Consider the following 26,240-nt stretch of genomic DNA (forward strand, 5'->3'; position numbering starts at 1 on the left):
GGATGCCCTGCTATCTCAAAACATACTTACGGAGCACTTTTAACACCCAATCCCGGTGCTTGAGTACAAAGCGATTTTTAGGTAGCCAGCTGCTAGAATACAGAACCGTTTTAGCCTTGGAAAAGGTTAAAAATCCTTCGTAACCATGGTAATGGCCCATCCCTGAATGGCCCACACCACCAAAGGGCGCGTCGTCGGCAACTACATGCATGGTGGTATCATTAATACTAATTCCACCGCTGTGGGTATGGCTGATCAGGCGTTCAATCAGTGCTGAATTATTTGACATAATATAGAGCGCCAGTGGACGCGGCCGGGCCGTGATGTAGGCTATGACCTCATCCACTGTGTCGTAGGTCATCACAGGCAGCAAGGAACCAAATATCTCTTCTTTTAAGACTGCCATATCCTCAGTAAGGTTGGTCAGCAGGTGCGGGTAAAAGCGTTTGCCATCTCCGGGCTCAGCTGCTTTGACGGTATGTACAGTCGCGCCTTTGGCTTTAGCATCGTCCAGCAGTTGCAACAGGCGGGTATGCTGACGCTCGGTAATGATATGGCTTTGTTGATTGCTGTTGTTGCTCTGCAGATGATATTCCCTATAGCGGGCAATAAAAGTATCGATGAACGAATCAAGGCGCGCGGCGGGCACAAAAATGTAATCCGGGGCCACGCAGATCTGCCCGGAATTGATAGACTTGCCCATAATCACCGCATCCACGGCAACCTTCATATCTATGTCCTGGTCAATGATGGTAGGCGATTTTCCCCCCAGCTCGAGTGTTATTGGGGTCAGGTTGTCTGCGGCCACTTTTGCGACCAGCTTGCCCACTGCGGTTGAACCGGTAAAGATCAGATGGTCGAATGGCAGGGCGGTGAAAGCCGCACCAATGTCTGCATCCCCTTCTACCAGGTGAACATGATCGCTGATGTCCTCCAGTATGGTGCGCAGTACCTGATTTGCGGCAGGCGTATACTCACTCATTTTGATCATCACACGATTTCCCGCGGCCAATGCCTGAACTGTCGGGCCCAGCGCAAGGTAAAGAGGAAAGTTCCAGGGGGTGACAACACCCACCACACCTAGTGGTTGATAGTGCACTTTCACTTTGGAGGGAGCGAGCATGAGTCCGGCATGACGTTTTGAAGGCTGCATCCATTTTTTCAGATGTTTAATGGCATATTTAATGGTTGCTATGGTTGGCATTAGGTCGGCAAAAAACGTATCGAACTCACTGCGATAGCCATAATCCTTTGACAAAGCCTGATAGATCTGTTGTTCATGATTGATGAGTGCACGTTTTAGCTTTTTGAGTACAGCTATACGCTGCGCATAGTCAGGTGCCGGATCGCGGCTATAGGCAGACTGCATTGCCTGAAAGTTCATTTCCAGCAATGTGTGTCCAGATACTGTGCTCATATTCGTCATGGGTGCAGGCCTTGTTTTGGCGAGTTTTGCAAAGTGATTTACACGATAATAACGCCGTTACGAAGATGTGGAAATAAAAGTACTAAAATTGAACAAAAAATCATTTCGGCTTTTTAGGGTATTTGTATGCCTAAAGAGACAAGCGAGATCGCGCCGGGTATAGGTTTAATACGGCGTTCACGAATTGGTGCAAGTGTATGGCCTTGTTGATCAAATCCAGATAACTTAGGTAACACCGAGATTTCAACTGCTTCCCTGATATTCAGGCATACCTAGCCTAGTCATTCTATTGAGTACTTTCACTTTGATCATCGCTTCAGTGTGTTGCTGATTGAATCCACGACTGACCAGCTTGTCACCCATTAGCTGTTTGTATCGGTACATTGCCGTTTCCGCCAGTGAACGTTGATGGTAGTTCACACATTTTTTCCACTCACTGCTGCCTATATGCTTTGTTAAAATGACCGCGCTGTTGCGAGCATGTCCATCCTCCCACAACTGTGCGTTACTCCTTGGTGGGATCACTGCTTCGGCCTTTTTAGCTGCTACTTCGGCATAACAGCCTCTGGTATCATAGGCACCATCTGCTTTAACTGAGCTGATCTTCCTGCGCAATGGTCTGAGTAGGTCACCCAAAACTTCTGAATCAGCTACAGACACTGTGGACAACTCAGCGCCTACGATTTGGTGTGTATCTGGATCAACTGCCAGGTGTAGCTTTCGCCATGTTCGGCGCTTGTTTGCACCATGTTTTCTTGCATGCCACTCACCATTTCCGTACACCTTCAAACCAGTGCTATCAACCACAATATCAATGCCTCCGGATGCACTGGAGTGTGGCCTATAGCGAACTGCCAGCTCTGCACTACGCTTGCACAAACAACTATAAGTTGGCGTATCCAAATCAAGCTTCATCATTGATATTAGTGACGAAACAAAACCCTGTGCAGCTCGAAGAGACAAGCGAAATACAGCCCGCAAAGTCAGGCAGGTCTCAATTGCCAGTTCAGAGAAATGATTAGCCCGGCCTTTACCGCCGTGATGTTGCGTGTTGTTCCACTGTTCAATCGCGTCCTCGGAAAACCAAAGTTGGATGTTACCTCTGGCGATAAGGGCTTTGTTGTATTCGCGCCAGTTGGTGATACGCTTTTCTTTCAAAGTTCAGCCTCTGTGTTTGCTTTCGAGATCTGATCACATAAGGCTAAATTAGTTCAATGATTTAGGAAACAACGCCCAAGTGTATGTGTGACAGGCCCATCTGTAAACCATGCGCTGAGTGAGGGAAAATGACGATATACTAACGTCTGTACAACCAACATGACCGAATCCCGTGATTTTTACACATCGTTGTTCGCGTTTGATGTCAGGTATGATAGTGACTAGTTTATTCATCTGGTTTCACAGGAATCGGGCCTTGAGCTCGGGATTATTTTAAAGTCTTACCCCATCGTGCCCGAGCAGGCACGACAAAGCTCGCCTGGCATGTATCTGACTTTTGTCGTCGACATGGTTAACCCCATCTATGATAGAGCAAAAGAGCTTGGCTATGAGGTAGTTCAAGCTCCCGAGGCGACAGAGTATGGACAAATGCGATTGTTACTTTTAGCCCCTGAAGGGACGCTCTGTGATATCTCATCACCCATCGAAGCGCGATAGGAATATCAACAAATAGGCCGATTTTGCCTGCTATCCTGAACGAAATGGGTAAACTGTGCGTATTGTAAGGATAAATCCAAATACAGGGGTAGCGTGTTGAACAACAAATCGCGTCGAGTTCCGTCCAGTCGTCTGAGCAGGTTGGCTCACTTTGGCGGGCTGGCAGGGAAAGTGGCATCCAATGTCATGATTGCTGGTGCTAGGCAGGCTTTGAGTGGCCAAAAAGCTAGCCGATCAGAATTGTTACTCCAGCCGGGCAACATACAGGCCGTTGCTGATAAACTCTCCCATTTGCGTGGTGCGGCTATGAAGCTTGGGCAGCTGCTGTCAATGGATGCCGGGGAACTGTTACCTGCTGAGTTAGCTGCTTTGCTGGAACGGCTCAGAGCGGATGCTGCGCCTATGCCACATAAACAGTTGGTTGCGACGTTTGAAAAGGAGCTCGGCTCAGGTTGGCTGGACAAATTCAGTCATCTTGATTTGAATAGTTTCGCCCGAGCTTCAATAGGACAAGTACATAAGGCGACCTCTGAGCAGGGTCAGGCACTGGCCATTAAAGTGCAATATCCCGGTGTTGCCGACAGCATTCATAGCGATGTTGATAATGTTGTGAGCCTGATTAAACTGTCTGGTTTGTTGCCAAAAACCCTAAACATAACGCCTTTAGTTGAAGAAGCCAAAGTACAGCTGCTGGCTGAGACTGACTACCTGCAAGAAGCCAATTCACTCGCGGCGTTTGCAAAGGCGCTGGCAGGTAATCCTCACTTTAAGGTACCACACAGCTATCCAGCTCTGAGTACTCAGCATTTACTGACCATGGAGTTTGTTGAGGGTAAACCCCTTGAAGACATGGTATCCCTGCCTCAGAACACCCGTGATGAGCTGGCATTTCGTTTAATTGAGCTGTTTTTCACTGAGATGTTTGAGTTGGGTATGATCCAGACCGATCCGAACCTGGCAAATTACCAGTACAACCCAGACACTGGGCAGATTATTTTGCTCGATTTTGGTGCAACCAGAGTCATTTCACCGGCATTAAGTCAGAGTTACAAAGCTTTGCTTCTGGCTGGTGCTGAAGGCAACCTTCAGGCTTTAAAGCAAGCAGCCTGTGAGATCGGGTATTTTTCTCAGGACATAGATCCGGCCTACCAGCAAGCCGTATTGTCTTTGTTTGAGCTGGCAATTTCACCATTGCGAGCCGAAGCTCCGTTCGACTTTGCAGCCAGTGGATTGGCAAAGCAGATAAGTGAACAGGGCAGACAATTGAGTATGCAGTCCAGGCAGTGGCATACGCCGCCAGTAGATGCTTTGTTTATTCATCGCAAGCTTGCGGGATTGTATCTGATAGCTGCCAGGTTGAAGGCGAGAGTTGATCTTCGGCCTTTGCTGAGTGTGTTGAGTCGCTAACATACCCCGGTGTATTGTTTAAGGGTTGTTTGTAATAAAGAAACAATTGAGTCCATTCTGTAGATATTTTATAGTTTACACTTTAACAACAAAGAGAATGATTATGATCAAACGGATGTTGGGAGCGACCCTGCTGGTTGCCTCATTTGCTTCTTCTGCGGTCACTGATATTGGGCTTGGTACATTACAAGGCGTTAAGGTATATGACTTTGCCAGCAGTAAAGAGATTCGATTGTATTTTGGCAACGATGTACAGTACGAGATGGCTGGTTGTAACAAAACCGCAACAATAACGTACAGCAAGCACAGCGCGGATAAAATGGATCACTTTTTGAGCCTGGCTTTAGCTGCTTACATGTCTGGTAAAAAAGTACGTTTAACATCGGCTTCAGATACCTGTGAAGTGAGCCTGATGTCACTTCAGGAATCGCGTTTCTAGCGCACCAACGCTAAGCCGTTCACTGTAAATTAGTGGGTGGCTTTTACTAATAATGTCTTAAAAATCAATTCTGGCTTGGTGTCTTCTTCTCTTTCACATCCCCTTCACAGTTTGTAGAACATGCTGAACTCTCGATAATTCACTGAGGGATCCAGATATGGCTCTGTCACTCGAGGTCAGTGACCTTAATCACAGTATAAAACTGCACAATGGTACACAGCTGGCATTAATAGAAGCTCTGTCGCTGCACATTGAAGCCGGCGAGCACATTGCGATAGTGGGGGCTTCCGGGTGCGGTAAATCAACATTGCTATCTTTATTAGCTGGCCTGACACCTGTGCAGTCAGGGCAAGTAACTTATCGCGCTAAAAACCTGATGCTGAATTCCAGCGAAATACTCGCACACAGCGGCTTTGTATTTCAACAGTTTCATTTGTTACCTGAGCTCAATGCGCTTGAGAATGTTGCACTGCCTTTACAGCTCCGAGGCCATCGTGATGCGGCTCAGCAAGCAACACACTGGCTGACGCAAATGGGGCTGGAGCAGCGGCTCACGCACAACGTGACTCAGTTAAGTGGCGGAGAACAACAAAGAGTGGCCATTGCCCGTGCCTTATGCGTCAGGCCACAGGTGCTGTTTGCGGATGAACCCACCGGCAATCTGGATGAAACCACCGCGGAGCACGTGATTGATTTGATGCTGAGTGGCGCCAGACAAAGCGGCACCTCACTGCTGTTGGTAACGCATGATATGGCGTTGGCAAAGCGGGTAGATAAAGCGTTTCGTCTTAGTCACGGGAGGCTTATGTTATGTCAATAGAGCAGGCAGCAACAAGTTACCCCCTCAGGCAGCAAAAAGTCTCGCCCGGTTATGCTGTGTTTGCATTTGCCCTGGTGCTTTGGCGGCAGGTATTGCAAGGCAAATACTGGCTCACGTTGGGCGCCCTGAGTATATTGTTTTTTTACTTGCTACTCAGCAGTTTACTGGGTCAGGGCGTTGAGCGGTTTTTGGCATACAACCTCCAGGCTACTTTGGGTGCCGATACACAAGTGACGGTGCGACGAACCTGGCAGGAGCCGGAGCTAACCTGGGTAAGGGCACACAGCGACTCCCACAGTTTGCAGTCTCAATACCGTGTTACTCTGAGTCATCAGTCGCATCATCAGCCTGTGCTTCTCAAAGCCGTTGATAGCAATTACCCGCTTCAGGGCGACATTCATATAAGTCTGAGTAAAGCGCTCAATACACAGCGTGTGCAACAGGGGCCGTCACGCGGAGAAGTTTGGTTGGAACCCAGGCTGGCGGTGGCTCTGGCGGTTGAGTTGGGTGATACCATCATGCTGGGGGCGACGCAATTACGTGTCTCTGCGCTGTTGCAGCTTGAGCCCGACCGAATATTAGAAGGCTTTGGCAGCGATATGCGTGCCATGGTATCTGACGCCAGTTTGCGCCCCGAACAACTTACTCCTCATTTCAGCAGAGCGTTAATGTTACACACCAGGTTGTCTGATGAGGAAATTACCCGATTTCAATCCAGTTCTCCCACCGCGCAAATAGTCAGTAAGTCGCTCAACAATTACCCACTGGCAAAAGTCTGGGAGCGGGTGCAGAATTTTCTCGGACTGCTGAGCTTGATCATTGTCTTATTGAGCGTGTTGATCCTGTGGCTGTGTAGCCAGGTACAAATTCAGCCACTGAAGAAAAGCGTATCGGTTTTACTGGCCTGTGGCATGTCACGGCGTATGTTGCCGGTGCTGGCGGTCATCGCAGGCGCGATGATCTTAATGTTGAGTTTACTGCCTGCGCTTATCTTGTCGTTACTGGCAAGTCATGGGGTCAGCCATATTGCGCACGCATACATTGACGGGTTTAGCCTGCAATGGCAGTGGCAAGATTTACTGGCTGCCTGCGCATTGGCCACTGTTGTGTATGTTTTCATCGCATTACCTGTGTGGCTGTCTTTGCTTCAGGGAGACATTCGTTTGCTTCTGGAGCAACGGACCGAGCCTAAGCGCTGGCGTTGGCTGGCCATGCTAAGCCCTGTGGGGCTGCTGGCAGCCCTGGTGGTCAATTACACCGACAACTGGTTGCTCAGTGGCATGTTGCTGAGTGGGCTGGGTGTGTGTGTGCTATTGGTGCTTTTCGTGACCTGGCTGGTGCTGCGGTTTGGTGGTTATCTGTTGCCAAGTTCCTGGGTGCTGTCAAAGTTCAGTCTGTTGCTGTTACGTAAGCGTATGTCGGTCAAGCTGGTGCAAATCACAGCGCTGGGCCTGAGCGTCACTTTATTACTGCTGTGTTTCAACATGGGGCGAGATGTGACCAGCATGCTGTCACTGTATCTCTATCAGAATCAGGGCAATGTGTTTGTCAGCCGCGCAGATGATGAGCAAAAAGCAGCGCTGGAATCTTTTGTAGGTCGATATCAGGGTCACATTAAAGAGATGAAGCCCTTTCAGTTGGCGCAGGTAACGCACATCAATGGCATAGCAATATTAGCGAGGGATGTTCAGCCCAGTGATACTTTGCGTCGTCTGGAGCAACCTGTAAACCTGCATTGGCGGGCACAAACACCTGAAAATGTGCAGATCACACAGGGGGCATGGACTGATGCCCCTGCCCAGACGGGGGTTTCTGTCGATCAGGAGGTGTTTGAAGATTTGTCGCTCTCAATGGGTGACAGGATACAGCTTGTCGTTGGTAGTGAGTCCGTTGAAGCCAGTGTCACTGCCGTTCATCGGCATAAGCCCGGTGGCAGCTCAGTAACATTTTGGTTTGTATTGCAGCAAAGCCGGCCGCCCAGTGCCGCAGAGCCCATCTATCATATGGGCGGTGTCGAGCTAAATGCGCAGGGCGTAGCGGCAATCGGCGCGTTGTGGCGTGCACATCCGCAGTTGCGCCTTGTTACGGTGGACGCTTTGTTGGAGAAGATCCGGGCGCAGGTTCAGGCATTGATAACACTGGTTCTGAGTTACGCTGCGTTTATTGTGTTGCTTAGTAACCTGCTGCTGGTGGCTGCTATTCAGACCCATATGGAAAAAGACCAGATACGCAACGGACTGCTGCTTAGCTTTGGGTTGTCACCAACACAAGGCCTGAAGATCCTCCTGTTTGAGTGGCTGACGGTGACCTTGATCCCCGCTTTATGCGCTGTTGGCGCAATCTACAGTTTTATAGACGCATTTTATCAACAGAATTTGGCAATGCCTTATCAGGGCAGTCTGATAATGATGCTGGCTGAGGCCTTCGCTATTGCGTTGGTGGTCGCCGTTAGTGGTATTTTACTCAGTCGTAAGCAATTGCGTAGCAGCGCCATGGAATTACTAAATGAAGGCGGTTAACTCCTGGGCTAACAGCGGCTATGACAACAAGATGAACGATGCGTGAAGAAATGCAAGCAAACCAGGGGAAGCACCACATTTAGGTACACTTACTGACAGTTCGCAACAGGGTTAAACATCCTTGGATAAGCATTCTACAGAATCGAGCAACGCATTCATCTAGCCTTAAGTCTCCTCATAAGGACTGGCCCGGATTGTCTGGGCTGGAAGGCAATCAAATGGAAAAGGACGAAGGTATGCTTGACTTGATGGGTAAGAAAATGGCGGGGTGGAAACCGCTGAGCGTGGTGAGTGCAGCTTTACTTATGGCTGGTTGTGGTAATAGTAATGATGATCATGCGCTTGCTAAGCATCGGGGTGTATGGGTGCAGCAGGGTACTGGTAATCTGTGGCAGTTTGATACAGATAATTTAAGGCGTTTTCAATACAACAACTATGGATGTGTGCTGATTGAGACGCATCCATACAAAGATCTGAATGACCTGGATAAGTATCTTAAAAGTGATAAGAGTACTCTGACGCTGACTACTCATGCGACAAATGACTGGGTGTTTGCAAAGCAATCTGAAATGCGTGAGCAGTGCAATCCGAAGCAACGGCTCAGCGGTGACGACCCCATTGCCAACTTTGAGTACTTCTGGCACACATTTAATGATTACTATGCGTTTTTTGAACTCAGAGAAATAGACTGGCAGGCGGCGTATTCGGCATATCGGTCACAGATTAATGCTGATACCACGCCAGATCAGCTTGCAAACGTGTTTGAAGCTATGCTCGAAGACTTCGATGATGCGCATGTGTCACTGACTGATGACAAGCGCTTTGAGATCTCAGGTGAGGGCGATACAGAGTTGTATGAAGATTTAGCCTGGCTTATGCAGCAACACCATGGGGATGACTGGGAGGCGCACATTGATCTGGCCTACAACAATCAGTTAAGTGCATTTTCTGAAATGACTAATTTGTATCTGTCGGGCAAACAACTAACCCGATATGAAAACAGCAATGCGCTGGGCTGGGGGAAACTGGATGGTAACCTCGGCTATATTCGCATAGACCGTGAGTCAGCTATGCTGGCCAGTGAAGAAACCGATGCAGACAGCTTCTTTGATGTCATTTCACAGGCAAAGCAGGATATCGAAGACACCCAAACGTTAATGCGTGAAGTGATGGAAGACCTGGCTGACAGCGATGGTATCATCATTGACCTGCGGGTTAACGATGGGGGATTTGATGGCGTGTCATTGGAAATCGCACGCTTCTTTAATGCTAAAGAGCAGACAGTGGCATATAAGCAGATCCTCAATGCTGATCATCAGCAGGATAAACAGGCGCTAACACTTAAAGCCGCACCCGAGCAGGCATATACTAAGCCCGTTTATGTACTGACTGGCGAATTGGCTTACAGCGCAGGTGAAGTGTTAACTCAAACTCTCAAATCCTTAGAGCATGTAACGCTAGTCGGCGGGGCAACTAACGGCGCGGTATCTGATGCGTTGGATTTTACATTGCCAAATGGGTGGACTGGGTCGTTGAGCCACCAAACCTATTCTGACCTCAATAACCAGGTACTTGAAGCCGCTGGGGTAGTGCCGGATATCGCGGTGCCCGTCTATACGACAAAAGAAGTTGAATGGTCGTCGGATAACGTGCTCGATTACGCCATTCAGGCAATGGGCGCGACGCCAGGCCGGGATTTCGATTTCACCTCAGTTGACCAGGCGTTTACGCAGGGCCTGGCGGATATGGACATTCCAGGGGTTGCTGTGGCGGTCATTAAAGACGGCCAGATCATTTTTGAAAAAGGCTACGGTATCGCAAATTTAGAGACCAATCAGCCAATGACCGTTCATGCGCCAATGAATGTAGGCTCAGCCAGTAAAGCGGTAATGGGGACAGGCTTCATGCAGTTGATAGAGCAAGGTCAGCTCAGTCTGGACACGCCGCTGGCGCAAATGAATTTGCCATTTGATATCACACATCCGAATACAGGACGCGATATCACTCTGCGCCACTTAGTGACACATACCTCAGGCATTAGTGATACACAGCTATACAATTGCAGCTACTACATCCACGGCACCAACCTGTCTTTGTATGCTCAGGGCGGACATGAGCTATGTGAAGACACCACGCTGACAGATTCGACTGAGTTCTACCAGGCATATTTACTGCCAGGTGGCCAGTATTTTACGGAGGATGTCTATCTTGGTGAAGGCAGTGTGCCGGCGGGCAGCATTCATAGCTACAGCAATGTAGGCGCAGGTCTGGCTGGATATGCGGTCGAACATTTGCTTAATATCAGCCTGGTTGACCAAATGAAGCTGAACTTATTTGCGCCTTTGGGCATGAATAATACCCATTGGGATTACACGCAGTTGCCAGAAGAAAACCCTAAAACGCCTCAGTATACGATAGATGGCGATGGGGTTGCGCAGTACGTGCCTGAGTTCAGCTATCCGACCTTCTTTGACGGAGATCTGAATTCGTCTGCTCACGACCTGGCACGCTTGTTAATTGCTATCAGTCAGGGCGGCACACTGGATAATGTCAGGGTGTTGAGTGAGCAAAGTGTTACGGCTATGCTGTCTGTGCAAACAGAAGTACCGACGTACTGGATGGACACACAAGGGCTCTTTTGGTTCTGGCAAGGCCCATTTGTGGGTCATGACGGAGGAGATCCGGGCACCCATACAATCATGACCTATAACCCCTACACTAAAACGGGGATTGTGGCGCTGTCGAATGCTGAAGACGGCCACTATGGAGATGGCTCAAATATGTTGCGTTTACAGACTCACCTGGCTGCGTTTTACCGTGCCGGCGTGGCACATCAGGAGTAACACACAATAGTGATACCTAAGTAAGGAGGGCTTATGCCCTCCTTATTATAACAGGGTAAACCCTTGGGGGGCTTTTGGCGCTTCAAACTGATACAGGTTGACATAAATGGTCACCGGCTTTTTCTGACCTTGATAGCTGAGTTCATACTTATCCAACATACCACCGCCAAATGGCATAGATTTATCTTCAAACGGACAACAGCTGCCAAGCCGCTTTACCTGCACAAGCTCGCCATTGGGGCCCGAGAGGCTCTGAAAATACTCTATATGGCTGCCTTCATACATAGAACCACGTAAAAAGCCGCCAAGTTTGACAGGTTTATGGGCGACATAGCCATATTGAGGATCGCTTGCGGTAAATGCAGCCTCTCCCTTGATGCCAGGATAGCGTGAAGTGCTCTGACAACCGCTTAACAGCGCTAAAAATATGACGAGGAATGCGTGTTTCATATCAGATTTCCTGTGGTGAATTTATAGACGTTATTATTGATTGTATTGCCAAATGCTTCAAAACTGAGAGTACCTATTTGTTTTGCGCCAAGCCGATGGTAAAACTGGTTCGCGGCGTTTTCTGTCCAGGTGTAAAGCCACACAGGCGTACCAAATTTCCTGGCGGTCTCCTTTAATAAGGCACGCCCTACACCTGTGCCCTGACATGACTTGAGCACATAAAGCGTGTCAATTTCATAGCCATTGTGCGGCGTCTGATAGTGGCTGGCCAGGTTAAGCAGAATATAGCCTTGTAACAGGCCACTTTTTTCTCCAACAAGTAGTTGATAATCAGGCTGTTCGAGTAATGACTGAAAATAGGACACTTTGAAAGTGCTGTTTACGTATTCAAGGTACTCTGAACGGAGCCCGTCTATGGCGTATGTGTCCAGCCAAACCTCAGCAGACAGCTGGGCCAGGTTCTGACAGTCCTGCACTGTAGCATTGCGGATCATCAGGGCAGCTTTGTTGTCTTTATTCATCGCTCCTTGACCTGTTTCGACGGATGGGTAGGTAGTAATAAAGCGCTCAGCACAATCAGGGACAGGTTAGTGGTTACCGGATTAAATGCTTGGAACAAAACTACAGGTTGTAGTACTGCAACCGCCAGTAGTAATCCAACTAATACTAGAATATTGAGGTAGATAATGGCTGGTGTTCGATACCAGATGTAGAACACAGCGGCCCAGATTATTTCTCCAATGCCCGCAAAGCGTATCAACAGATGCGTTAAATCGTCTTCCAGGCCCAGGCTGGAAGAAATCTGCCATTCAAGTGGCGCAATATGGAGTAATTTGGGAACTAAGCCGTGATAAAACCAGGCGAAAGCGATTGTTAAACGGGCTAATAGAGTAATGGGCATAGGGAGTAACGTATAAAATTCATATAGATATATTACCCAGTGTATGTATTTGTTCCGGAATTTAAAGTAATTTGAACAAACTTTACTACGCAGGGAGCCAAATAAATGGATATTAGGAAGTTACAAATCAGCGTCTGGCTTGTCGTACTGCTCCTGTTAGTCAGTGGTTGCAGCAGGGGTCAGACGATAGACCCTGTTAAAGCAGAATATGCTGACAGTGACTTACATCAACACATGGATCTTTTGCTCGCGGGTTTAGTATCGGACTTTATTCCCGGCGTGAGTGTTTATATTGAAACGCCGAATGGCGAATACGCTGCCAGTGCAGGATATGCAGATCTGGATACACTGGCGCCTATGACCAGCCAGAGCCGGATCCCTAATGGGAGTGCGGGAAAAAAGCTGATTGGATTACTGGGGGCCATACTGGACGATAAGCAGTTATTTAGTCTCGATGAGCCGGTATTACCCTGGGTGCCCAAAGATATGACAGGCCGCATTCAGAATCTTGAACTCATGACATTGCGTCGGCTGCTTAATCACAGCTCTGGAATCTATGAGTACAATGATGTGGGGGAGCTGGATTTTATTCGGGCGCAACTTGCAGACAAAGTACATCGCAAAGGCAACCGGTTTGCACTGCAGTTTGTTCTGGATCAGTCACCTTATTTTGAACCAGGTGAGGGTTTTGCCTATTCAAATTCCGGCTATGTACTGGCAGGCATGGTGATCGAAAACAAGTTAAAACAGCCTCTTGGTCGACTATTGCACGAGCATGTACTTGAGCCGCTGGGTTTAACTGAAACCTTTATTAAAGGGTATGACAGTGCGGCTGATGACGTAGCATCTGGTTATTTTTTCAATATGAGTGAGCCTGACTTTGTGCTGCCATACCGTCAGCGATACAACACCAGGCAATTGATTGTGAATACGGCATTGGCAGATGCGCCGGTTGCATCCAGTGCGCAGGATATGGCAAAGCTACTCAAATCCATTATTGTCAAAAAGCAGCCTGTTAACGAACGTATTTATCGCAATATGGTCGGTGACAGGCATCTACAAACGGCCCGTTGGTTGCCTATTTTTATGGATGGGGCTTTGTATTATGGTTTAGGAGTGATGGTTGAAAAGCATGAAGACGGCGTTTTATACCATCATGGCGGCAATGAGTTTGGTTATATCACACAAAGTGTTTATCTGGCCGAGCAGGACGTGGCGATTGGGCTGATCGCCAATTGCGGTGCGCAGGATGAGTGCGATGAACCGGTTATTACGCTGACTCAGGCACTGATCACGCATTTTATCGCTAATAATAGCGACTAAGTGGGTTCCCCTGAGTTTCTAGCAGGTGTGCTATGTTCTGTCGGGTTTCGTCACTTTTATTCTGGCTCAGCTTAAATGTGCCTGTGATTGACTCAATCTCAATTTTGAAAAAAAACAGCTGCGAAAATAACTTCGTGATTTGATTTTCACTGAGCATGGACATATCCCAGGGGTTAACGGGCGACTCAAATTGTTTTAGCTGTTGGCGTATTGCTGAGCGTTTCTCCTCTGGGTTTGTGATTTGTGTGAGTTGTCCTCTAATATGCGCTGTGGCGTAGTCCCAGGTTGGCAGCGGCAGGCCTTTTACCTGACCGGGAGATAAGTATGCATCCGGCCCTCTGAACAACACCTGTAGATGGACTTTATCCTGTTGTGTAAGCGGGTTCGCTGGATTTGAATGCCCTAACAGGTGGGTTTTGTCATGGTTTAGGCTCAAAGACATGTGAACAAAAGGGGTGTCTGAGTTTGGGATAACTAAGGTTGCCAGTGGATGTTCATCTATCAGTTGCCAAAGGCGTTCGGTATTTTGCTCTGCAAAAGCGTTGCGTGGATAACTCATAACCAGCCCTCCAGTTTACTTTTTACGTCAGGCCACATGTCATCAGTGATCACAAACTGGGCGGTGTTACGAAAGGCATCAGGTGCGACACGCTGATCTTTGAGTATAATTCCTTCAAATTGTGCGCCCAGGCGGGAAATTGCTGAACGCGATGTCTGATTGTGTTCGTGTGTGCGCAGTTGCACGCGCACCAGACCCAATGTTTCAAAGGCATGTTTCAGTAACAGATATTTTGCATGGGTATTGATATGGCTACGTTGCCATTGTTCGCCAATAAAGGTGTGGCCTATTTCAGCACTGAGGTTGGTTTTGTGTAACCTGAATAAGCGGGTGCTGCCTGCTACCTGGTTGCTGTGTTTGTCGATGATCACCAGAGGCAACTGAACATCTGGGTCAAATTGCGCTGAGTGTTCAAACCAGTGTGTTAGCGCTTCATCCGACTTGCAGTAATTGTCTAGTACCCAAGTCCATAACTTGGTCTGCTCAGCGAAGCCACGTAAATGTGGCAGATGTTCACGAGAAAGTGGCTCTAGTCGTACTTTGTCTGATCCCAGCGTAATTTGCTTCAACATAAGTCTTTACTCCAATAACTGTGTTTCAACTAGGCTCAGCTTAGTCTTTTCTGGTAGGTTATAAACAACCAGAATTCTATTTTTAACTAGACCAGATTGGTTTATTCCAGACTTGGTTGGGAGAAAAAGCATGTTGACCGGTGTACCACTGACTCAGGATTCACCCAAGCACATACAATTGGCCGAACAGATCTGTGTTGCAATTAAGCTGGGGCATCTGCGGCCTAACGATCCGCTGCCATCGGCCAGAAAGCTTGCGCAGTTATATGGCATTAATCGCCATACAGTGATGACCGCATTGCAAAATTTGGTGGCTCAGGGTTGGCTGTCCTCCGAGCAAAGGCGCGGTTACCGGGTTAATCAGGCCTTGCCGATTGAGTCCAGTCAGCACATTGCAAAGCCAAGCGCGCAGGCCAGGGACATACAAGCTGATTTTGCGTTATCGCTGTCGGCAGGCGAGCTAAGTGAAAGAGAAAATACTCAGTATGAGTATAGTTTTGCCGGAGGCCTGGCTGATCTGATGGAATTTCCCTACGATGAATTTCGCCGTCATCTTGGTCAGGCTTGCCGTGCCGTAAATGTTGCGCAACTGCACTACGGTAATTGCAGCGGTGAGCCGGCTTTGAAGCAACAGCTGCGCCACTATCTGCGCCGTGCTCGCGGCTTAGAATGTGATGATCTGCTGGTGTGTAATGGCTCTCAGGAGGCGTTGTTTTTGATTGCCAAAGCCTTTATCAGAAGCGGCGAGGGCGTAGCGGTGGAATCACTGGGCTACCCGCCGGCACATCGTGCGTTTGAGGCATGCGGTGCGACATTGCACGGTATTGCCCAGGATAAAGAAGGGCTGAGTGTCGACAGCCTGCGCACCTGCTTCGAACAGAATCGGATTAAACTGCTGTATTTAACGCCCTTGCACCAGTACCCGACTATGGTGACCTTATCCATTGGACGCCGGATGGCGATTTACCAGCTATGTGCAGAATATGGTGTGTTTATCATTGAGGACGATTATGACCATGAGTTTCATTATCGCTGCCCACCGTTGCAGCCAATGGCTGCGAGTGATCCTCATGGGATTGTGATTTATGTCTCGACGTTTTCGAAAATCATGTTTGCCGGCGCCAGAATGGGCTATTTGGTGGCCAGAGCGGACGTACTGAGTGAATTGATATCACTAAAGCAATTGATGAATCACAAAAACGATATCCTATTGCAAATGGCTTTAGCAAACTGGATGGCCAGCGGTGAGTTTGAACGTCATTTAAGACGTATGACCAAGCGCTATCAGGCTCGATGTGATGCATTGGCGTCTGAGCTACAACGCTATCAGCAGTCCGGGTATCCATTGACCTTTACTGTGCCAGATGGCGGTATGGCATTTTGGGTGAATACACATCAGGATGTATCTCGTTTGAGTGCCCGTGCCGCTGAGTTGGGGGTTTATGTTCAGACCGAAGCTGAATTCTGGCGGTTTCCACAACAACACTATACCCATATTCGTCTTGGTTTTGCCGGACAAAATGAAGACAAAATGCGAACAGGGTTATCGCGCATCATCTCGTTACTTTGAATGCTGAATGACGTTCAATAAATCGCTGGCATATGAAATTCAGACCCGATTATAACCCGGAGTGCTCAATTATTAGTGCAATGAATAATATATTCATGCCAAGCAATAATTTAATGAAAAATATTTCCGTTAATCGTAAGTGTTTGAGGGGGTGCAATTGATGAGTGAAAATATAACCAAAGTGTAACCAATTTGTTTTTATTGTGTCCTTTGGTTTTTTAAATGTTGACTTTTGCGCGTTGTTGCAGCTATTTTCATTAACGAATGTTGAAATTATTGTTTCATTTCAATGTCAAATGGTTCACAACAATGATAAGGATAATAACTATGAAGACAACAATAAAAGCTTTCGCGCTCGTCGCAGGTACTCTGTTTGCGGGTTCTGCCTTTTCTGCACAGGTTGTATGTGACGTCTACCCAAAATCTAATGGCAGCAGTTGGGGTAATGGTACGGCTAACTGCTCTGGCTTTGATTATTCATTCGGCAGTTCAACCAATGGTCGTTATTACTTGAAAGACGTAACTAAGTCTATCCAGGAAGTACGCTGGGAAGGCGATGCGCGATGCACCGGTGGTACTAGCTGCAACGCGACGATTCGGGCGTACGCTAATAATAGCGCATCAGCACTGATCCTATATAAAGACGGCACCTGGGAAAGAACTAACTCGGCAAATGCGTTTTACGAAACGGGTCGCTAGGATATTGCCTGACATTGTCGCAATGACGTGGTGAGCGCCTATTAGCGCGGCAATGAATAGCTTTGTCTCATTCTACTATCAATAAGGAATATATCTATGAAAACAACAATAAAAGCGTTTGCCCTGGTAGCAGGAACATTTTTTGCGGGTTCTGCATTCTCTGCACAGTTGGTATGTGATGTTAACCCTAAAAGCGGCGGCCACAGCTGGGGTAACGGCACAGCAAACTGCTCTGCTATTGATTTCTCGTTCGGCAGCTCTACGGGTGGAAGTTTCTATCTGAAAAATGTCACTAAGCCTATCGAACAAGTAAGCTGGAGTGGAGATGCCCGTTGTTCTGGAGGCACAAATTGTAATGTCACAATCCGTGCATACAGCAACACGTCTGCTTCGGCATTGATCCTCTACAAAGATGGTACCTGGGAGCGCACCAATACTGCCAGTGCGTACTACGAAACAGGTCATTAACCTCTGATAAGAGGCCCAGTGCTACTGGGTCTCACTCATTTGAATCTTGCTCTTCCAATACGGCTTTATCATCGTGCCAGCTCACGATAAACACCTTATGAAATTCATCCTCGCGAATACTGACAGCCTGTCCACTCAGTAACTTTACCAGCTCCGGTGTGGTGTTACTGTGACCCGCAACCACAATGGTCCCCGAGTAGGTTTTGAGTTGCGTAGCAAAATCAGCCAATGCCCGTGGGTCATACAATTGCACTGGTACTGAGGTCGCAGTGCTCAACGGCGCCAGAGTCAGTTTTGTCCGGTTGTAATCGGTTGAAAATAAATGGTCCGGGTTCAAAGGGGTCAGCAAGGTGGCGAGTCGTTGTGCCCTTTGTTGGCCCTGCGGCGTGAGTACAGGATCCTTGCCTTTCATTTTTTCTGCGTGGCGTATTAAAACAATCTGCTCTGGTTGCGCATATACAGTAACCGAAGCGAGCGTTATCAGTATCAGGAGTAGGGTTTTCATTAGATTTATTATCCTTAAAACTAAAGTCGACAGTGTGTCTAATTTTGTCCCTGATAGCAAATTGCGTCAGTCTGGGTCGTCCTGTCCGCTTTAGTTGATCTGTCCGATTTTGCTTAAAATAGCGGACACTTTTTCCGTCCGCGGACACATTTCTTCATGTATAAAATTCATCAAATCATTTAAAAACAATGGGTTAAAAGTTGGTACAACTCTGGTATTCATTTTACCAAACCGATGACAGGACACTTCGACATGCACAGGGGTATGGTTTGGCCACTGAGCAATGTTGAAAGCAGAGCCTGGCAGTGACGAAGTGAATAAGATTAAGGAGTACCCATGATTAAAGACACCAGTCAACAGGATTTAGTGGTGAAGCCCGCAAGAGTGAGCTGGAAAAAGGCCGTTGGTGCGATTGTGCTGATTGGTGCTTTAGGCGCCACCGCACGTGCCATTTCTATGGCTGATACCTCAGGTCGCTCATTTGAACTCAGTGCTTTGCAGGTAGCAACGGTATCGCAAGGAGAGTTTGTACGCGATATCCTGGCCAGTGGCAGAATTGTTGCTGCGAATGCACCGCAAGTTTATAGCCCCGAAGAAGGCTTTGTTGATTTACTGGTAAAAGCGGGTGATACCGTAGCTGCCGGTGACGTCATTGCCAGGGTAGTCAGTCCGACGCTGACTAATGAACTAAAACAACAGCAGGCTGAGCTGGCTCGTTTGAGCGATGGTCTGGCACGGGAGCAATTGGAGGTCAGACGCGAGACTTTGGCACTTAATCGCAGTCTGGAATTGGCTAAGGTGACACTGGATGCTGCCGAGCGAGAGAACCGTCGGGCCCAGCTTTCCATAAAGAAAAACCTGATCAGCCAAATTGACCTTGAAGAAGCGGTAGATGATTTAGCACGTGCCAGGCTGAATTACCGTCATGCTCAGCAGGAGGTTGCGCTGGGTAAAGATACCCTGGCGTTTGAGCTGGCCGCGGCGAGTAACCTGGTAGAGCGACAGCAACTGGTTGTGGATGAACTACAGCGTAAGGTGAATGCATTGGATATCAATGCTCCGGTAAGTGGATTGGTTGGCAATTTGTTGGTTCAGACTAAGGCTGCGGTCTCAGCCCAGCAGGCGCTGATGACCTTAGTTGATTTATCCGCCTATGAAGCGCAACTACAAGTGCCTGAAAGTTATGCTAATGAGCTCGGTCTGGGCATGAGTGTGGTACTGCAAGTTGGTGCCAGTGAAGTGTATGGTAAGCTCTCTGCGATTTCTCCGGAGGTCAGCAATCGGGAAGTGACGACCAGAGTACGTTTTGATCAAAGCGATATTGGTGGGATCCGTCAGAATCAACGTTTGTCTGCTCGCATTCTGTTGGATCACAAAGAAGATGTAATGAAAGTGCGCCGGGGTTCATTTATGAATGCAGGAGGAAACGTTGTTTACCGCATTGAAGGTGAAGTCGCGACGCGTCTGGATGTGCGTACTGGTGCATCCAGTGTCAATGAAGTAGAAATTTTGGATGGCCTGAAACCGGGCGATCAAATCATAGTGTCTAATTACGAACAATTTGAACAAGCACCTTTAGTGCAACTGAGATAAAAAGGATAACAACAATGCTAGATATGAAAGCGATCAGTAAAGTTTACCAAACTGACATGGTACAGACTCATGCACTTCGGGATTTTAATCTGCATGTGGCTGAAGGAGAGTTCGTGGCTGTGACCGGTCCGTCGGGCTCAGGCAAAACCACTTTTTTAAATATTGCGGGGATGCTGGAGCCTTTTAGTGGCGGGCAGTATTGTCTGGACGGCGTCGATATCGGCAAGCTTAACGATAACGCCAGAGCTGATCTAAGAAACCAGAAAATTGGCTTTATTTTCCAAGGCTTCAACCTTATTCCAGACCTTAACCTGTACGAAAATGTAGAAGTACCTTTGCGATACCGTGGTATCAAGTCGGCAGAACGTAAACGTCGGGTAGAGGAGTGTCTTGAGCTGGTAGGCCTGGCTGGGCGGGCCAAGCATTTACCTCAACAATTATCAGGGGGTCAGCAACAACGTGTTGCAATTGCCAGAGCGTTGGCAGGGCGACCGCGCTTTTTACTAGCGGATGAGCCGACCGGTAATCTCGACAGTTTGATGGCACGCCAGGTCATGGAGCTACTGGAGCAAATCAACCGCGAGGGCGCAACCATTGTGATGGTAACCCATGATCCTGAACTGGCACGTCGGGCACCGCGCAATATTCAGATTGTTGATGGTCGGGTGACAGACTTTACCCTATATCAGGGCCGTTCATCTGAAGCGCCGATAGCAGCAGGAGGTTAATATGTTTGTTCATTATATTGATCTGGCCTGGCGCAGTTTGCGCCAAACGCCCATGGTGACCTTCTTGATGATATTAGCCATCGCAATTGGTATTGGGGTGACGATGACGACTTTGTCTGTTTGTCACATGATGTCCACGGACCCGATCCCACATAAGAGCGATCGTTTATTTGCGGTGCAAATGCAAACGATGGATGACGGTGAAACATGGCGAACAGACGACGATATTCCTTATCAGTTAACTTATCCGGATGCCATTAATCTAGCGGCGTTGCCAGGTGACTTTGCGCGTGCGGCGATGATCCGCTCAGGCTTTTCTGTTCATCTCAATACAGCAAGGAGTAAGCCCTTTATTGAAAACGCACGGCTGACCGGACGTGATTTCTTTAGCATGTTTGACCTGACTTTCATTCACGGCGGGGCCTGGACAGAAGCACAATCACGTGATGCAGCACCTGTGGTCGTGATAGATGAGGAAATGGCACAACAGCTATTTGGTAAGACAGACGTTGTGGGGGAGTCGTTGTTTCTTGGTGAGCGTCGCCAGGAAATCGTGGGCGTGACACAAAAATGGCGACCAACTATTAAATTCTATGACCTGAACAATGGCAGCTTTGGTAAGGCAGAGCGACTATTTGTCCCTTTTAGCCATGTGAAGGCCTATGACGTTGATACCTGGGGTAATACCAATGGCTGGAAATTTGAAGAAACCCGTGACTTTAACGACAAAATGAACTCAGAAATGCTGTGGATCCAGTTTTGGGTGCAGTTAGACACACCGCAGCAACGTCAGGCGTTTGGCGACATGCTGATGGCCTATATGCAACAGCAACAAAATCAGGGTCGTTTTAATCGAGACACACTGGAGTATTCATTGCAGGACGTAAACGCGTGGATGAATTACAACGATGTCATCAGTGAAGACAATAAAATCCTGGTCGGATTAAGCTTTATGTTTCTCGCCGTGTGCGTGGCCAATATTTTGGGATTGCTATTGGCCAAGTTTATGCGCCGTGCCGCGGATGTGGGTGTAAGGCGAGCGCTGGGTGCCAGTAAGCGACAGGTATTTTATCAACACCTGGTAGAAGTTGGCTTGCTAGGCCTGCTTGGCGGCTCGCTGGGGGTATTGTTTGCACAGTTGGGCTTGCTGGGAGTACGTCAGACTTATAACTATTATGAAAGCCTGGCCAATATGGATTGGGTGATGTTGCTCAGTGCGCCCGCTATCGCGATTTCGGCCTGTATTCTGGCGGGGCTTTATCCGGCCTGGCTTGTTTGCCGAACCACACCTGCTACCCACCTGAAAGTGCAATAAAAGGAGTGTCACATGTTTGAATTAAAACCGACCATTAACGCACTGATGCGTTCTAAGCTGGGGGCTGTATTGTTAATCCTTCAGCTTGCAATCACACTGGCGATTGTCAGTAATGCGGTATCCATTATTCAGGACAGGATGACCTATCTCAATAAAGAAACAGGTTATCCGGAGGACGACATTTTTAAGTTCAACTCACTGAACTTTGATAAGCAATTAGACCTGCTGCAACAGGTGGAGCTGGATGAGCAAAGCTTGCGTGGCATCACCGGTGTTATTGACGCCGTTGCCATTAGCTCAGTACCCTTGTCGGGCAGTGGCAGCTCCGGTGCCATGCAGCTCAAACCCGAACCCCAAGAGAGTAAAAGGTCTACTATGGGCTATGTTACGGGCGACGAGCACATCCTTAATACATTGGGGTTGTCTGTTTCAGAGGGACGTGATTTTAACGAGGCAGATGTGGTCGTAATAGATGAAAGCGATGCCCGTCCTTCCGTCGTCATTGTCAGTCGTGCGCTGTCTGATGAGCTATTCGGGGCTGGTAACGGGTTGGGTGAAACCATTTATTGGGGAGCCGATCCACTAAGCATAATAGGCATTGTCGAAACCATGGCTAATCAGTGGCCTAAAAGCAGTTTTGGCGAGAAAGCGGCCATTATTCCGATGATCCGAGTGGGTAATTTCCAAAAGTACTTGGTCAGAACCGCGCCGGGAGCACGCGCCCAGGTAATGCGTCAGATTGAAGAATTGATGTTGTCTAGTCATCGCGACCGGGTAGTGAGTGATATTACAGGATTAGATCAGAAAAAAGCACGTTACGATGCCAAGGATGTATTGATGATGCGCATGTTGATGACGCTGATTGTGGTGCTGGTGGTAGTCACCGCGTTAGGTATTTTTGGCTTGTCGACCTTTAATATCAGTAAAAGAACCAAGCAGATTGGCACACGTCGCGCGCTGGGTGCCAGAAAGTCAGCAATTGTACGCTACTTTGTCGTGGAGAATGCACTGATATGTACAGTGGGGCTCATGCTGGGAAGCGCGGCGGCAGTGCTCCTTGGGCAGAAGTTAATGCAGTGGTATTCCGTACCGGCGCTGGGTTACTCGTTTATTGTTGTAACGGCAAGCTTACTGCTAGTGATGAGTTTGTTGTCGGTGCTCATGCCTGCGCTGCGTGCGGCTAATATTTCTCCAAGCATTGCGACACGGAGTGTTTAATTAAGCTAATTGGTATAAATCAGGCTTCCGGCGGTCAGATACTGATTGTCGGAGCCTGTTTAAAGGACAAAGTAGCGGGTCATATGTTTCGTTATTACCTACTGATATTAAAAGGGATCATGCTACACTGGTTAACAGGCGTCACGATAATGGAAATGACAGACTCCACGGATATTATGCGAGCACAATAATAATGATGAATAAAATACTCGTCGTCGATGATAACCAGGCTGTGTTAGATGCACTTTCACTGTTACTGGAACTCCATGACTACCAGGTCGAAACGGCTTTAACACCCTTTGAAGCGCTTCAGATAGTGCGCTATCAGCGTATCGCTTTGGTGATCCAGGATATGAACTTTACTGCCGACACAACGTCCGGAGAAGAAGGCAAAGCTCTGTTTCAGGAGTTGCGGGCGATTAATCCGCACTTACCTGTGATCCTGATCACTGCCTGGACCGAGCTGGAAATGGCTATTGAGTTGGTGAAAGCTGGCGCTGCGGATTATTTGGCCAAGCCCTGGGATGACCAAAAGCTCATTACGTCGGTTGCTAATCTGATTGCTTTAGGTAAGGCAAAAGAAAAAAATGAACAGCATGAACGTATTGCACAGCAGCGTGAAGCCCTCAACGCTGGTGCCGACTTGCGTGGTTTAATTTTCCGCAGTGGCGCGATGCAGCGTGTTGTGGACATGGCGGTGCAAGTTGCGAAATCCGATGTAGCGGTGTTGATCACCGGAGACAATGGCAGTGGCAAAGAAAAAGTGGCAGAGATTATTCAGGCCAACTCAGTGCTCAAACAGGCGCCATTTATAAAAGTAAATGCCGGTGCATTGCCACAGGAGCTTATAGAGGCTGAGCTATTTGGTGCAGAAGCCGGCGCTTATACCGGTGCAAATAAACAACGTATCGGGCGCTTTGAAGCCGCCGATGGTGGTACTTTGTTTCTGGATGAAATTGGTAATTTACCGTTATCGGGTCAGATGAAGTTGCTTAGAGTACTTCAGACCGGAGAGTTTGAACGGCTGGGTTCAGTTGAAACCCGCCGCGTAAATGTCAGGGTTATCTCGGCCACAAATGCAGATTTGTTGACTGACATCCAAAGTGGCCGGTTTCGCCAGGATTTATATTATCGACTCAATGTCATTGAACTGAATTTGCCCCCGCTGAAATCGCGCAGTGATGATATTTTACCGCTTATCTCACATTTTTTACCTGATCGTGAATTGAGCCTGAGTGCGGAAAGCGCACTGTTGAGTTATGACTGGCCCGGTAATGTCAGGGAGCTGGAAAATGCCTGTAAGCGTGCCGCAGTGCTTAATTCGCAGGGGGTATTGGAAGTAGGTGACTTCGGCTTACAACCCATAAGCGCGCCTGCTCAGACACCAGAACCGAGCAAGCAAGAGCCGGGAAAAGCTGAACTTGAGGCGGCGATGAGACAATTCCAAGGGGTGATAGCGAAAGTAGCACGCCATTTTGGCATGAGCCGGCAGGCCTTGTATCGGCGGCTGCAAAAACATGGTATTGACTATTAAATGAAGATACCTGGATTCTCTATCGCGCATAAACTTTATTTGGCGCTGACTCTGACCCTGATGGTCGTCAGCCTGCCGTTGCTGAGCTTAATGGCATGGCAATCCTGGATGGCAGCACTACTGACGGCGATTTTGCTGGGGTTCGTCATACTTCGACTACTAACTCGCAAGCTATTTGCCGGTTTGCAGGCACTGGAAAGTGGTTTGCTGAACTTTAAAGACAGCGATTTTTCGACTTTACTGGCGTATCAGAATGACGATGAGCTGGGCCGATTGTGTCAATTATATAATGAATCGGCAGCGCAACTCAGAAATGAAAAACAGTGGATTTATCAACGTGAGCTAATGCTGGATAAAGTGCTGCATAGTGCGCCTCAGGTATTGCTACTGACCGATGATAAGGGCATTGTGGTATTTTCAAATCACAGTGCGAAGGCGTTGCTTAATTGCGAGCACAACCTGGAAGGTATGAAACTGGAAGAACTTGCTCGACAAGCAAACCCGGCTTTGTACAATGCTTTGTCAGAAGCCACGGATGGGTTGTTTGAGTTGCAATGCAATGAAGACGACAAGCAGACCTGGCATTTATCCAACGGTGAGTTATTGCTCAATAATCAGTTTCATCGGCTGTACATCTTTAAGCAGCTTACTCGTGAATTAAATAGACAAGAAGTTGCGGTATGGAAGAAGGTGATCCGTATCATCAGTCACGAGCTAAATAACTCGCTGGGTCCAATTTCTTCTATGCTACATAGTGGTAAAATACTGGCCAATAAGTTGGAAGATACGCGGCTTGAGCGGGTGTTTTCGACCATAGACGAGCGGATCAGCCATCTCACCGAGTTTGTGCAAGGGTATGGAAAATTTGCCAAACTGCCCTCTCCCAGACTGACTCCTGTCGCATTGCCTGAGCTATTGGCACAGTTGCAAGCCCATTGGCAATTTAGTTACACGCAGGAGGATGCGCTGCCTCAGAGCCGGCAGCTGCTTGCTGATGCAGCTCAATTGGAACAGCTACTGATTAATTTACTTAAGAATGCTCATGAATCAGGCAGTGCCCCAGATGCGGTCGGAATAGAGGTGTACTTTTCGACTCAGCATGTTCAGATCCGTGTTGTGGATTCCGGGCAGGGGATGACAGAGCATATTATGGCCAATGCCTTAGTCCCGTTTTACTCTACCAAATCAAGTGGCACGGGTTTAGGCCTGGCATTATGTCGCGAAATCGTGGAAGCACATCATGGCCACATTCAGTTGAAAAACCGTGCGCAAGGCGGCTTATGTGTCGAGATCCGCTTGCTGCTCACGACCATTTGATTGGGGGGCTGGGCTCGCCGGACAGCCCTTTGCCTTTTCCAGCCAGGATACTGTGTTAGCGGCAATGACTATGGTACCAGATACCACAAGGCTGGCAGCACTGGCTAACCCGAAACCAGCCAAAACCAGAGCACAGGCATCCCCGCGGCACTGACTGACAGCGTGTATTTGAGTACTGGTCAGTGTTTTCTTGCGCAACATCATTTTGCACTTTGGGTCGTAATATTGCGTATCTTGTGGGGCAAACATGCAACCACTGACAAAGAATATACTCAGCAACCACAAGCCCGCGATGGGCTTTAAACGTGTCATGTGGACCTCTTTTGGGTGAAAGTCATGCCAAAGTATGGCTGGAATTGTATTGCCTGGCTCGAACTA

The 26,240-nt window shown here is 48.2% G+C and carries 24 protein-coding genes; 15 read left to right on the forward strand and 9 right to left on the reverse strand.

The genetic code is table 11. The features are described 5' to 3' along the window. Positions 1-10: 10 nt before the first annotated feature. Positions 11-1,426, reverse strand: a complete 1,416-nt coding sequence (locus AT705_RS20375; RefSeq protein ID WP_082669095.1) for a coniferyl aldehyde dehydrogenase — start codon at positions 1,424-1,426, stop codon at positions 11-13. Positions 1,427-1,669: 243 nt separating this feature from the next. Next, positions 1,670-2,584: an IS5 family transposase gene (locus tag AT705_RS20380; protein ID WP_058795072.1), complete on the reverse strand. Its 915-nt coding sequence runs from the start codon at positions 2,582-2,584 to the stop codon at positions 1,670-1,672. A gap of 684 nt (positions 2,585-3,268) precedes the next feature. Between AT705_RS20380 and AT705_RS20385 the strand changes: the two genes are divergently transcribed. The 5 genes from AT705_RS20385 (at position 3,269) to AT705_RS20405 (ending at position 11,110) form a co-directional block, all read left to right on the forward strand. Then, positions 3,269-4,489 carry an ABC1 kinase family protein gene (locus AT705_RS20385; RefSeq protein ID WP_237113878.1) on the forward strand — a complete coding sequence of 407 codons (1,221 nt, stop codon included), beginning with the start codon at positions 3,269-3,271 and terminating at the stop codon, positions 4,487-4,489. Positions 4,490-4,592: 103 nt separating this feature from the next. After that, positions 4,593-4,928: a hypothetical protein gene (locus AT705_RS20390; RefSeq protein WP_058798211.1), complete on the forward strand. Its 336-nt coding sequence runs from the start codon at positions 4,593-4,595 to the stop codon at positions 4,926-4,928. Between the two features lie 157 nt (positions 4,929-5,085). Then, positions 5,086-5,748, forward strand: a complete 663-nt coding sequence (locus tag AT705_RS20395; protein ID WP_058798212.1) for an ABC transporter ATP-binding protein — start codon at positions 5,086-5,088, stop codon at positions 5,746-5,748. Continuing rightward, positions 5,739-8,267, forward strand: a complete 2,529-nt coding sequence (locus tag AT705_RS20400; RefSeq protein ID WP_058798213.1) for an ABC transporter permease — start codon at positions 5,739-5,741, stop codon at positions 8,265-8,267. The genes AT705_RS20395 and AT705_RS20400 overlap by 10 nt, the downstream gene beginning before the upstream one ends. 218 nt (positions 8,268-8,485) lie before the next feature. Continuing rightward, complete coding sequence (locus AT705_RS20405; protein WP_058798214.1) at positions 8,486-11,110, forward strand: serine hydrolase; 2,625 nt, start codon at positions 8,486-8,488, stop codon at positions 11,108-11,110. A 45-nt stretch (positions 11,111-11,155) separates the two neighbouring features. On the opposite strand, the gene AT705_RS20410 is transcribed toward AT705_RS20405, so the two are convergent. The 3 genes from AT705_RS20410 to AT705_RS20420 are packed head-to-tail and all read right to left on the reverse strand — an operon-like array spanning position 11,156 to position 12,461. Continuing rightward, a complete protein-coding gene (locus AT705_RS20410) occupies positions 11,156-11,560 on the reverse strand; it encodes a hypothetical protein (protein WP_058798215.1) in 405 nt (134 codons plus the stop codon). Then, positions 11,557-12,081, reverse strand: a complete 525-nt coding sequence (locus AT705_RS20415) for a GNAT family N-acetyltransferase (RefSeq protein ID WP_082669096.1) — start codon at positions 12,079-12,081, stop codon at positions 11,557-11,559. The genes AT705_RS20410 and AT705_RS20415 overlap by 4 nt, the downstream gene beginning before the upstream one ends. Beyond that, positions 12,078-12,461 carry a DoxX-like family protein gene (locus AT705_RS20420; protein WP_058798216.1) on the reverse strand — a complete coding sequence of 128 codons (384 nt, stop codon included), beginning with the start codon at positions 12,459-12,461 and terminating at the stop codon, positions 12,078-12,080. The genes AT705_RS20415 and AT705_RS20420 overlap by 4 nt, the downstream gene beginning before the upstream one ends. A 105-nt stretch (positions 12,462-12,566) precedes the next feature. Here AT705_RS20420 and AT705_RS20425 point away from each other — a divergent pair, with 105 nt between their 5' ends. Further along, the gene (locus tag AT705_RS20425; protein WP_058798217.1) at positions 12,567-13,784 is read left to right on the forward strand and encodes a serine hydrolase domain-containing protein; all 1,218 of its coding nucleotides are present in this window, start codon (positions 12,567-12,569) and stop codon (positions 13,782-13,784) included. On the opposite strand, the gene AT705_RS20430 is transcribed toward AT705_RS20425, so the two are convergent. Together AT705_RS20430 and AT705_RS20435 are read right to left on the reverse strand one after the other, a co-directional pair. After that, the gene (locus AT705_RS20430; protein ID WP_058798218.1) at positions 13,768-14,343 is read right to left on the reverse strand and encodes an FMN-binding negative transcriptional regulator; all 576 of its coding nucleotides are present in this window, start codon (positions 14,341-14,343) and stop codon (positions 13,768-13,770) included. The two genes, AT705_RS20425 and AT705_RS20430, sit on opposite strands and share 17 nt — an antisense overlap. After that, positions 14,340-14,915, reverse strand: coding sequence for a GNAT family N-acetyltransferase (locus AT705_RS20435; RefSeq protein WP_058798219.1), 576 nt, complete (start codon positions 14,913-14,915; stop codon positions 14,340-14,342). The genes AT705_RS20430 and AT705_RS20435 overlap by 4 nt, the downstream gene beginning before the upstream one ends. A gap of 130 nt (positions 14,916-15,045) precedes the next feature. Here AT705_RS20435 and pdxR point away from each other — a divergent pair, with 130 nt between their 5' ends. From pdxR to AT705_RS20450, 3 genes are all read left to right on the forward strand, one after another. Further along, positions 15,046-16,485, forward strand: a complete 1,440-nt coding sequence (pdxR, locus tag AT705_RS20440) for a MocR-like pyridoxine biosynthesis transcription factor PdxR (protein ID WP_058798220.1) — start codon at positions 15,046-15,048, stop codon at positions 16,483-16,485. A 327-nt stretch (positions 16,486-16,812) separates the two neighbouring features. Next, entirely contained in the window at positions 16,813-17,184 is a 372-nt protein-coding gene (locus AT705_RS20445) for a hypothetical protein (protein WP_058798221.1), read from the forward strand. Between the two features lie 96 nt (positions 17,185-17,280). Beyond that, positions 17,281-17,652 carry a hypothetical protein gene (locus AT705_RS20450; RefSeq protein ID WP_058798222.1) on the forward strand — a complete coding sequence of 124 codons (372 nt, stop codon included), beginning with the start codon at positions 17,281-17,283 and terminating at the stop codon, positions 17,650-17,652. Between the two features lie 31 nt (positions 17,653-17,683). Here the strand turns inward: AT705_RS20450 and AT705_RS20455 are convergent, their stop codons facing one another. After that, positions 17,684-18,157, reverse strand: a complete 474-nt coding sequence (locus AT705_RS20455; RefSeq protein WP_058798223.1) for a SixA phosphatase family protein — start codon at positions 18,155-18,157, stop codon at positions 17,684-17,686. A gap of 336 nt (positions 18,158-18,493) precedes the next feature. Here AT705_RS20455 and AT705_RS20460 point away from each other — a divergent pair, with 336 nt between their 5' ends. The 6 genes from AT705_RS20460 (at position 18,494) to AT705_RS20485 (ending at position 25,862) form a co-directional block, all read left to right on the forward strand. After that, positions 18,494-19,750 (forward strand): efflux RND transporter periplasmic adaptor subunit, encoded by a 1,257-nt coding sequence (locus tag AT705_RS20460; protein WP_058798224.1) that lies wholly within the window; start codon positions 18,494-18,496, stop codon positions 19,748-19,750. 14 nt (positions 19,751-19,764) lie between these two features. Next, on the forward strand, positions 19,765-20,478 hold the full coding sequence (locus tag AT705_RS20465; protein ID WP_058798225.1) for an ABC transporter ATP-binding protein: 714 nt from the start codon (positions 19,765-19,767) through the stop codon (positions 20,476-20,478). A gap of 1 nt (position 20,479) precedes the next feature. Next, on the forward strand, positions 20,480-21,793 hold the full coding sequence (locus AT705_RS20470; protein WP_058798226.1) for an ABC transporter permease: 1,314 nt from the start codon (positions 20,480-20,482) through the stop codon (positions 21,791-21,793). 12 nt (positions 21,794-21,805) lie between these two features. After that, on the forward strand, positions 21,806-23,011 hold the full coding sequence (locus AT705_RS20475; RefSeq protein ID WP_058798227.1) for an ABC transporter permease: 1,206 nt from the start codon (positions 21,806-21,808) through the stop codon (positions 23,009-23,011). Between the two features lie 196 nt (positions 23,012-23,207). Further along, the gene (locus tag AT705_RS20480; protein WP_058798909.1) at positions 23,208-24,545 is read left to right on the forward strand and encodes a sigma-54-dependent transcriptional regulator; all 1,338 of its coding nucleotides are present in this window, start codon (positions 23,208-23,210) and stop codon (positions 24,543-24,545) included. After that, positions 24,546-25,862 (forward strand): sensor histidine kinase, encoded by a 1,317-nt coding sequence (locus AT705_RS20485; RefSeq protein WP_058798228.1) that lies wholly within the window; start codon positions 24,546-24,548, stop codon positions 25,860-25,862. It begins immediately after the preceding gene. Here AT705_RS20485 and AT705_RS20490 read toward each other — a convergent pair. Continuing rightward, positions 25,824-26,174 carry a hypothetical protein gene (locus tag AT705_RS20490; RefSeq protein WP_058798229.1) on the reverse strand — a complete coding sequence of 117 codons (351 nt, stop codon included), beginning with the start codon at positions 26,172-26,174 and terminating at the stop codon, positions 25,824-25,826. The genes AT705_RS20485 and AT705_RS20490 overlap by 39 nt on opposite strands. Positions 26,175-26,240: the final 66 nt, after the last annotated feature.

The sequence above is a fragment of the Pseudoalteromonas rubra genome (assembly GCF_001482385.1).
Lineage (GTDB): Bacteria > Pseudomonadota > Gammaproteobacteria > Enterobacterales > Alteromonadaceae > Pseudoalteromonas > Pseudoalteromonas ardens.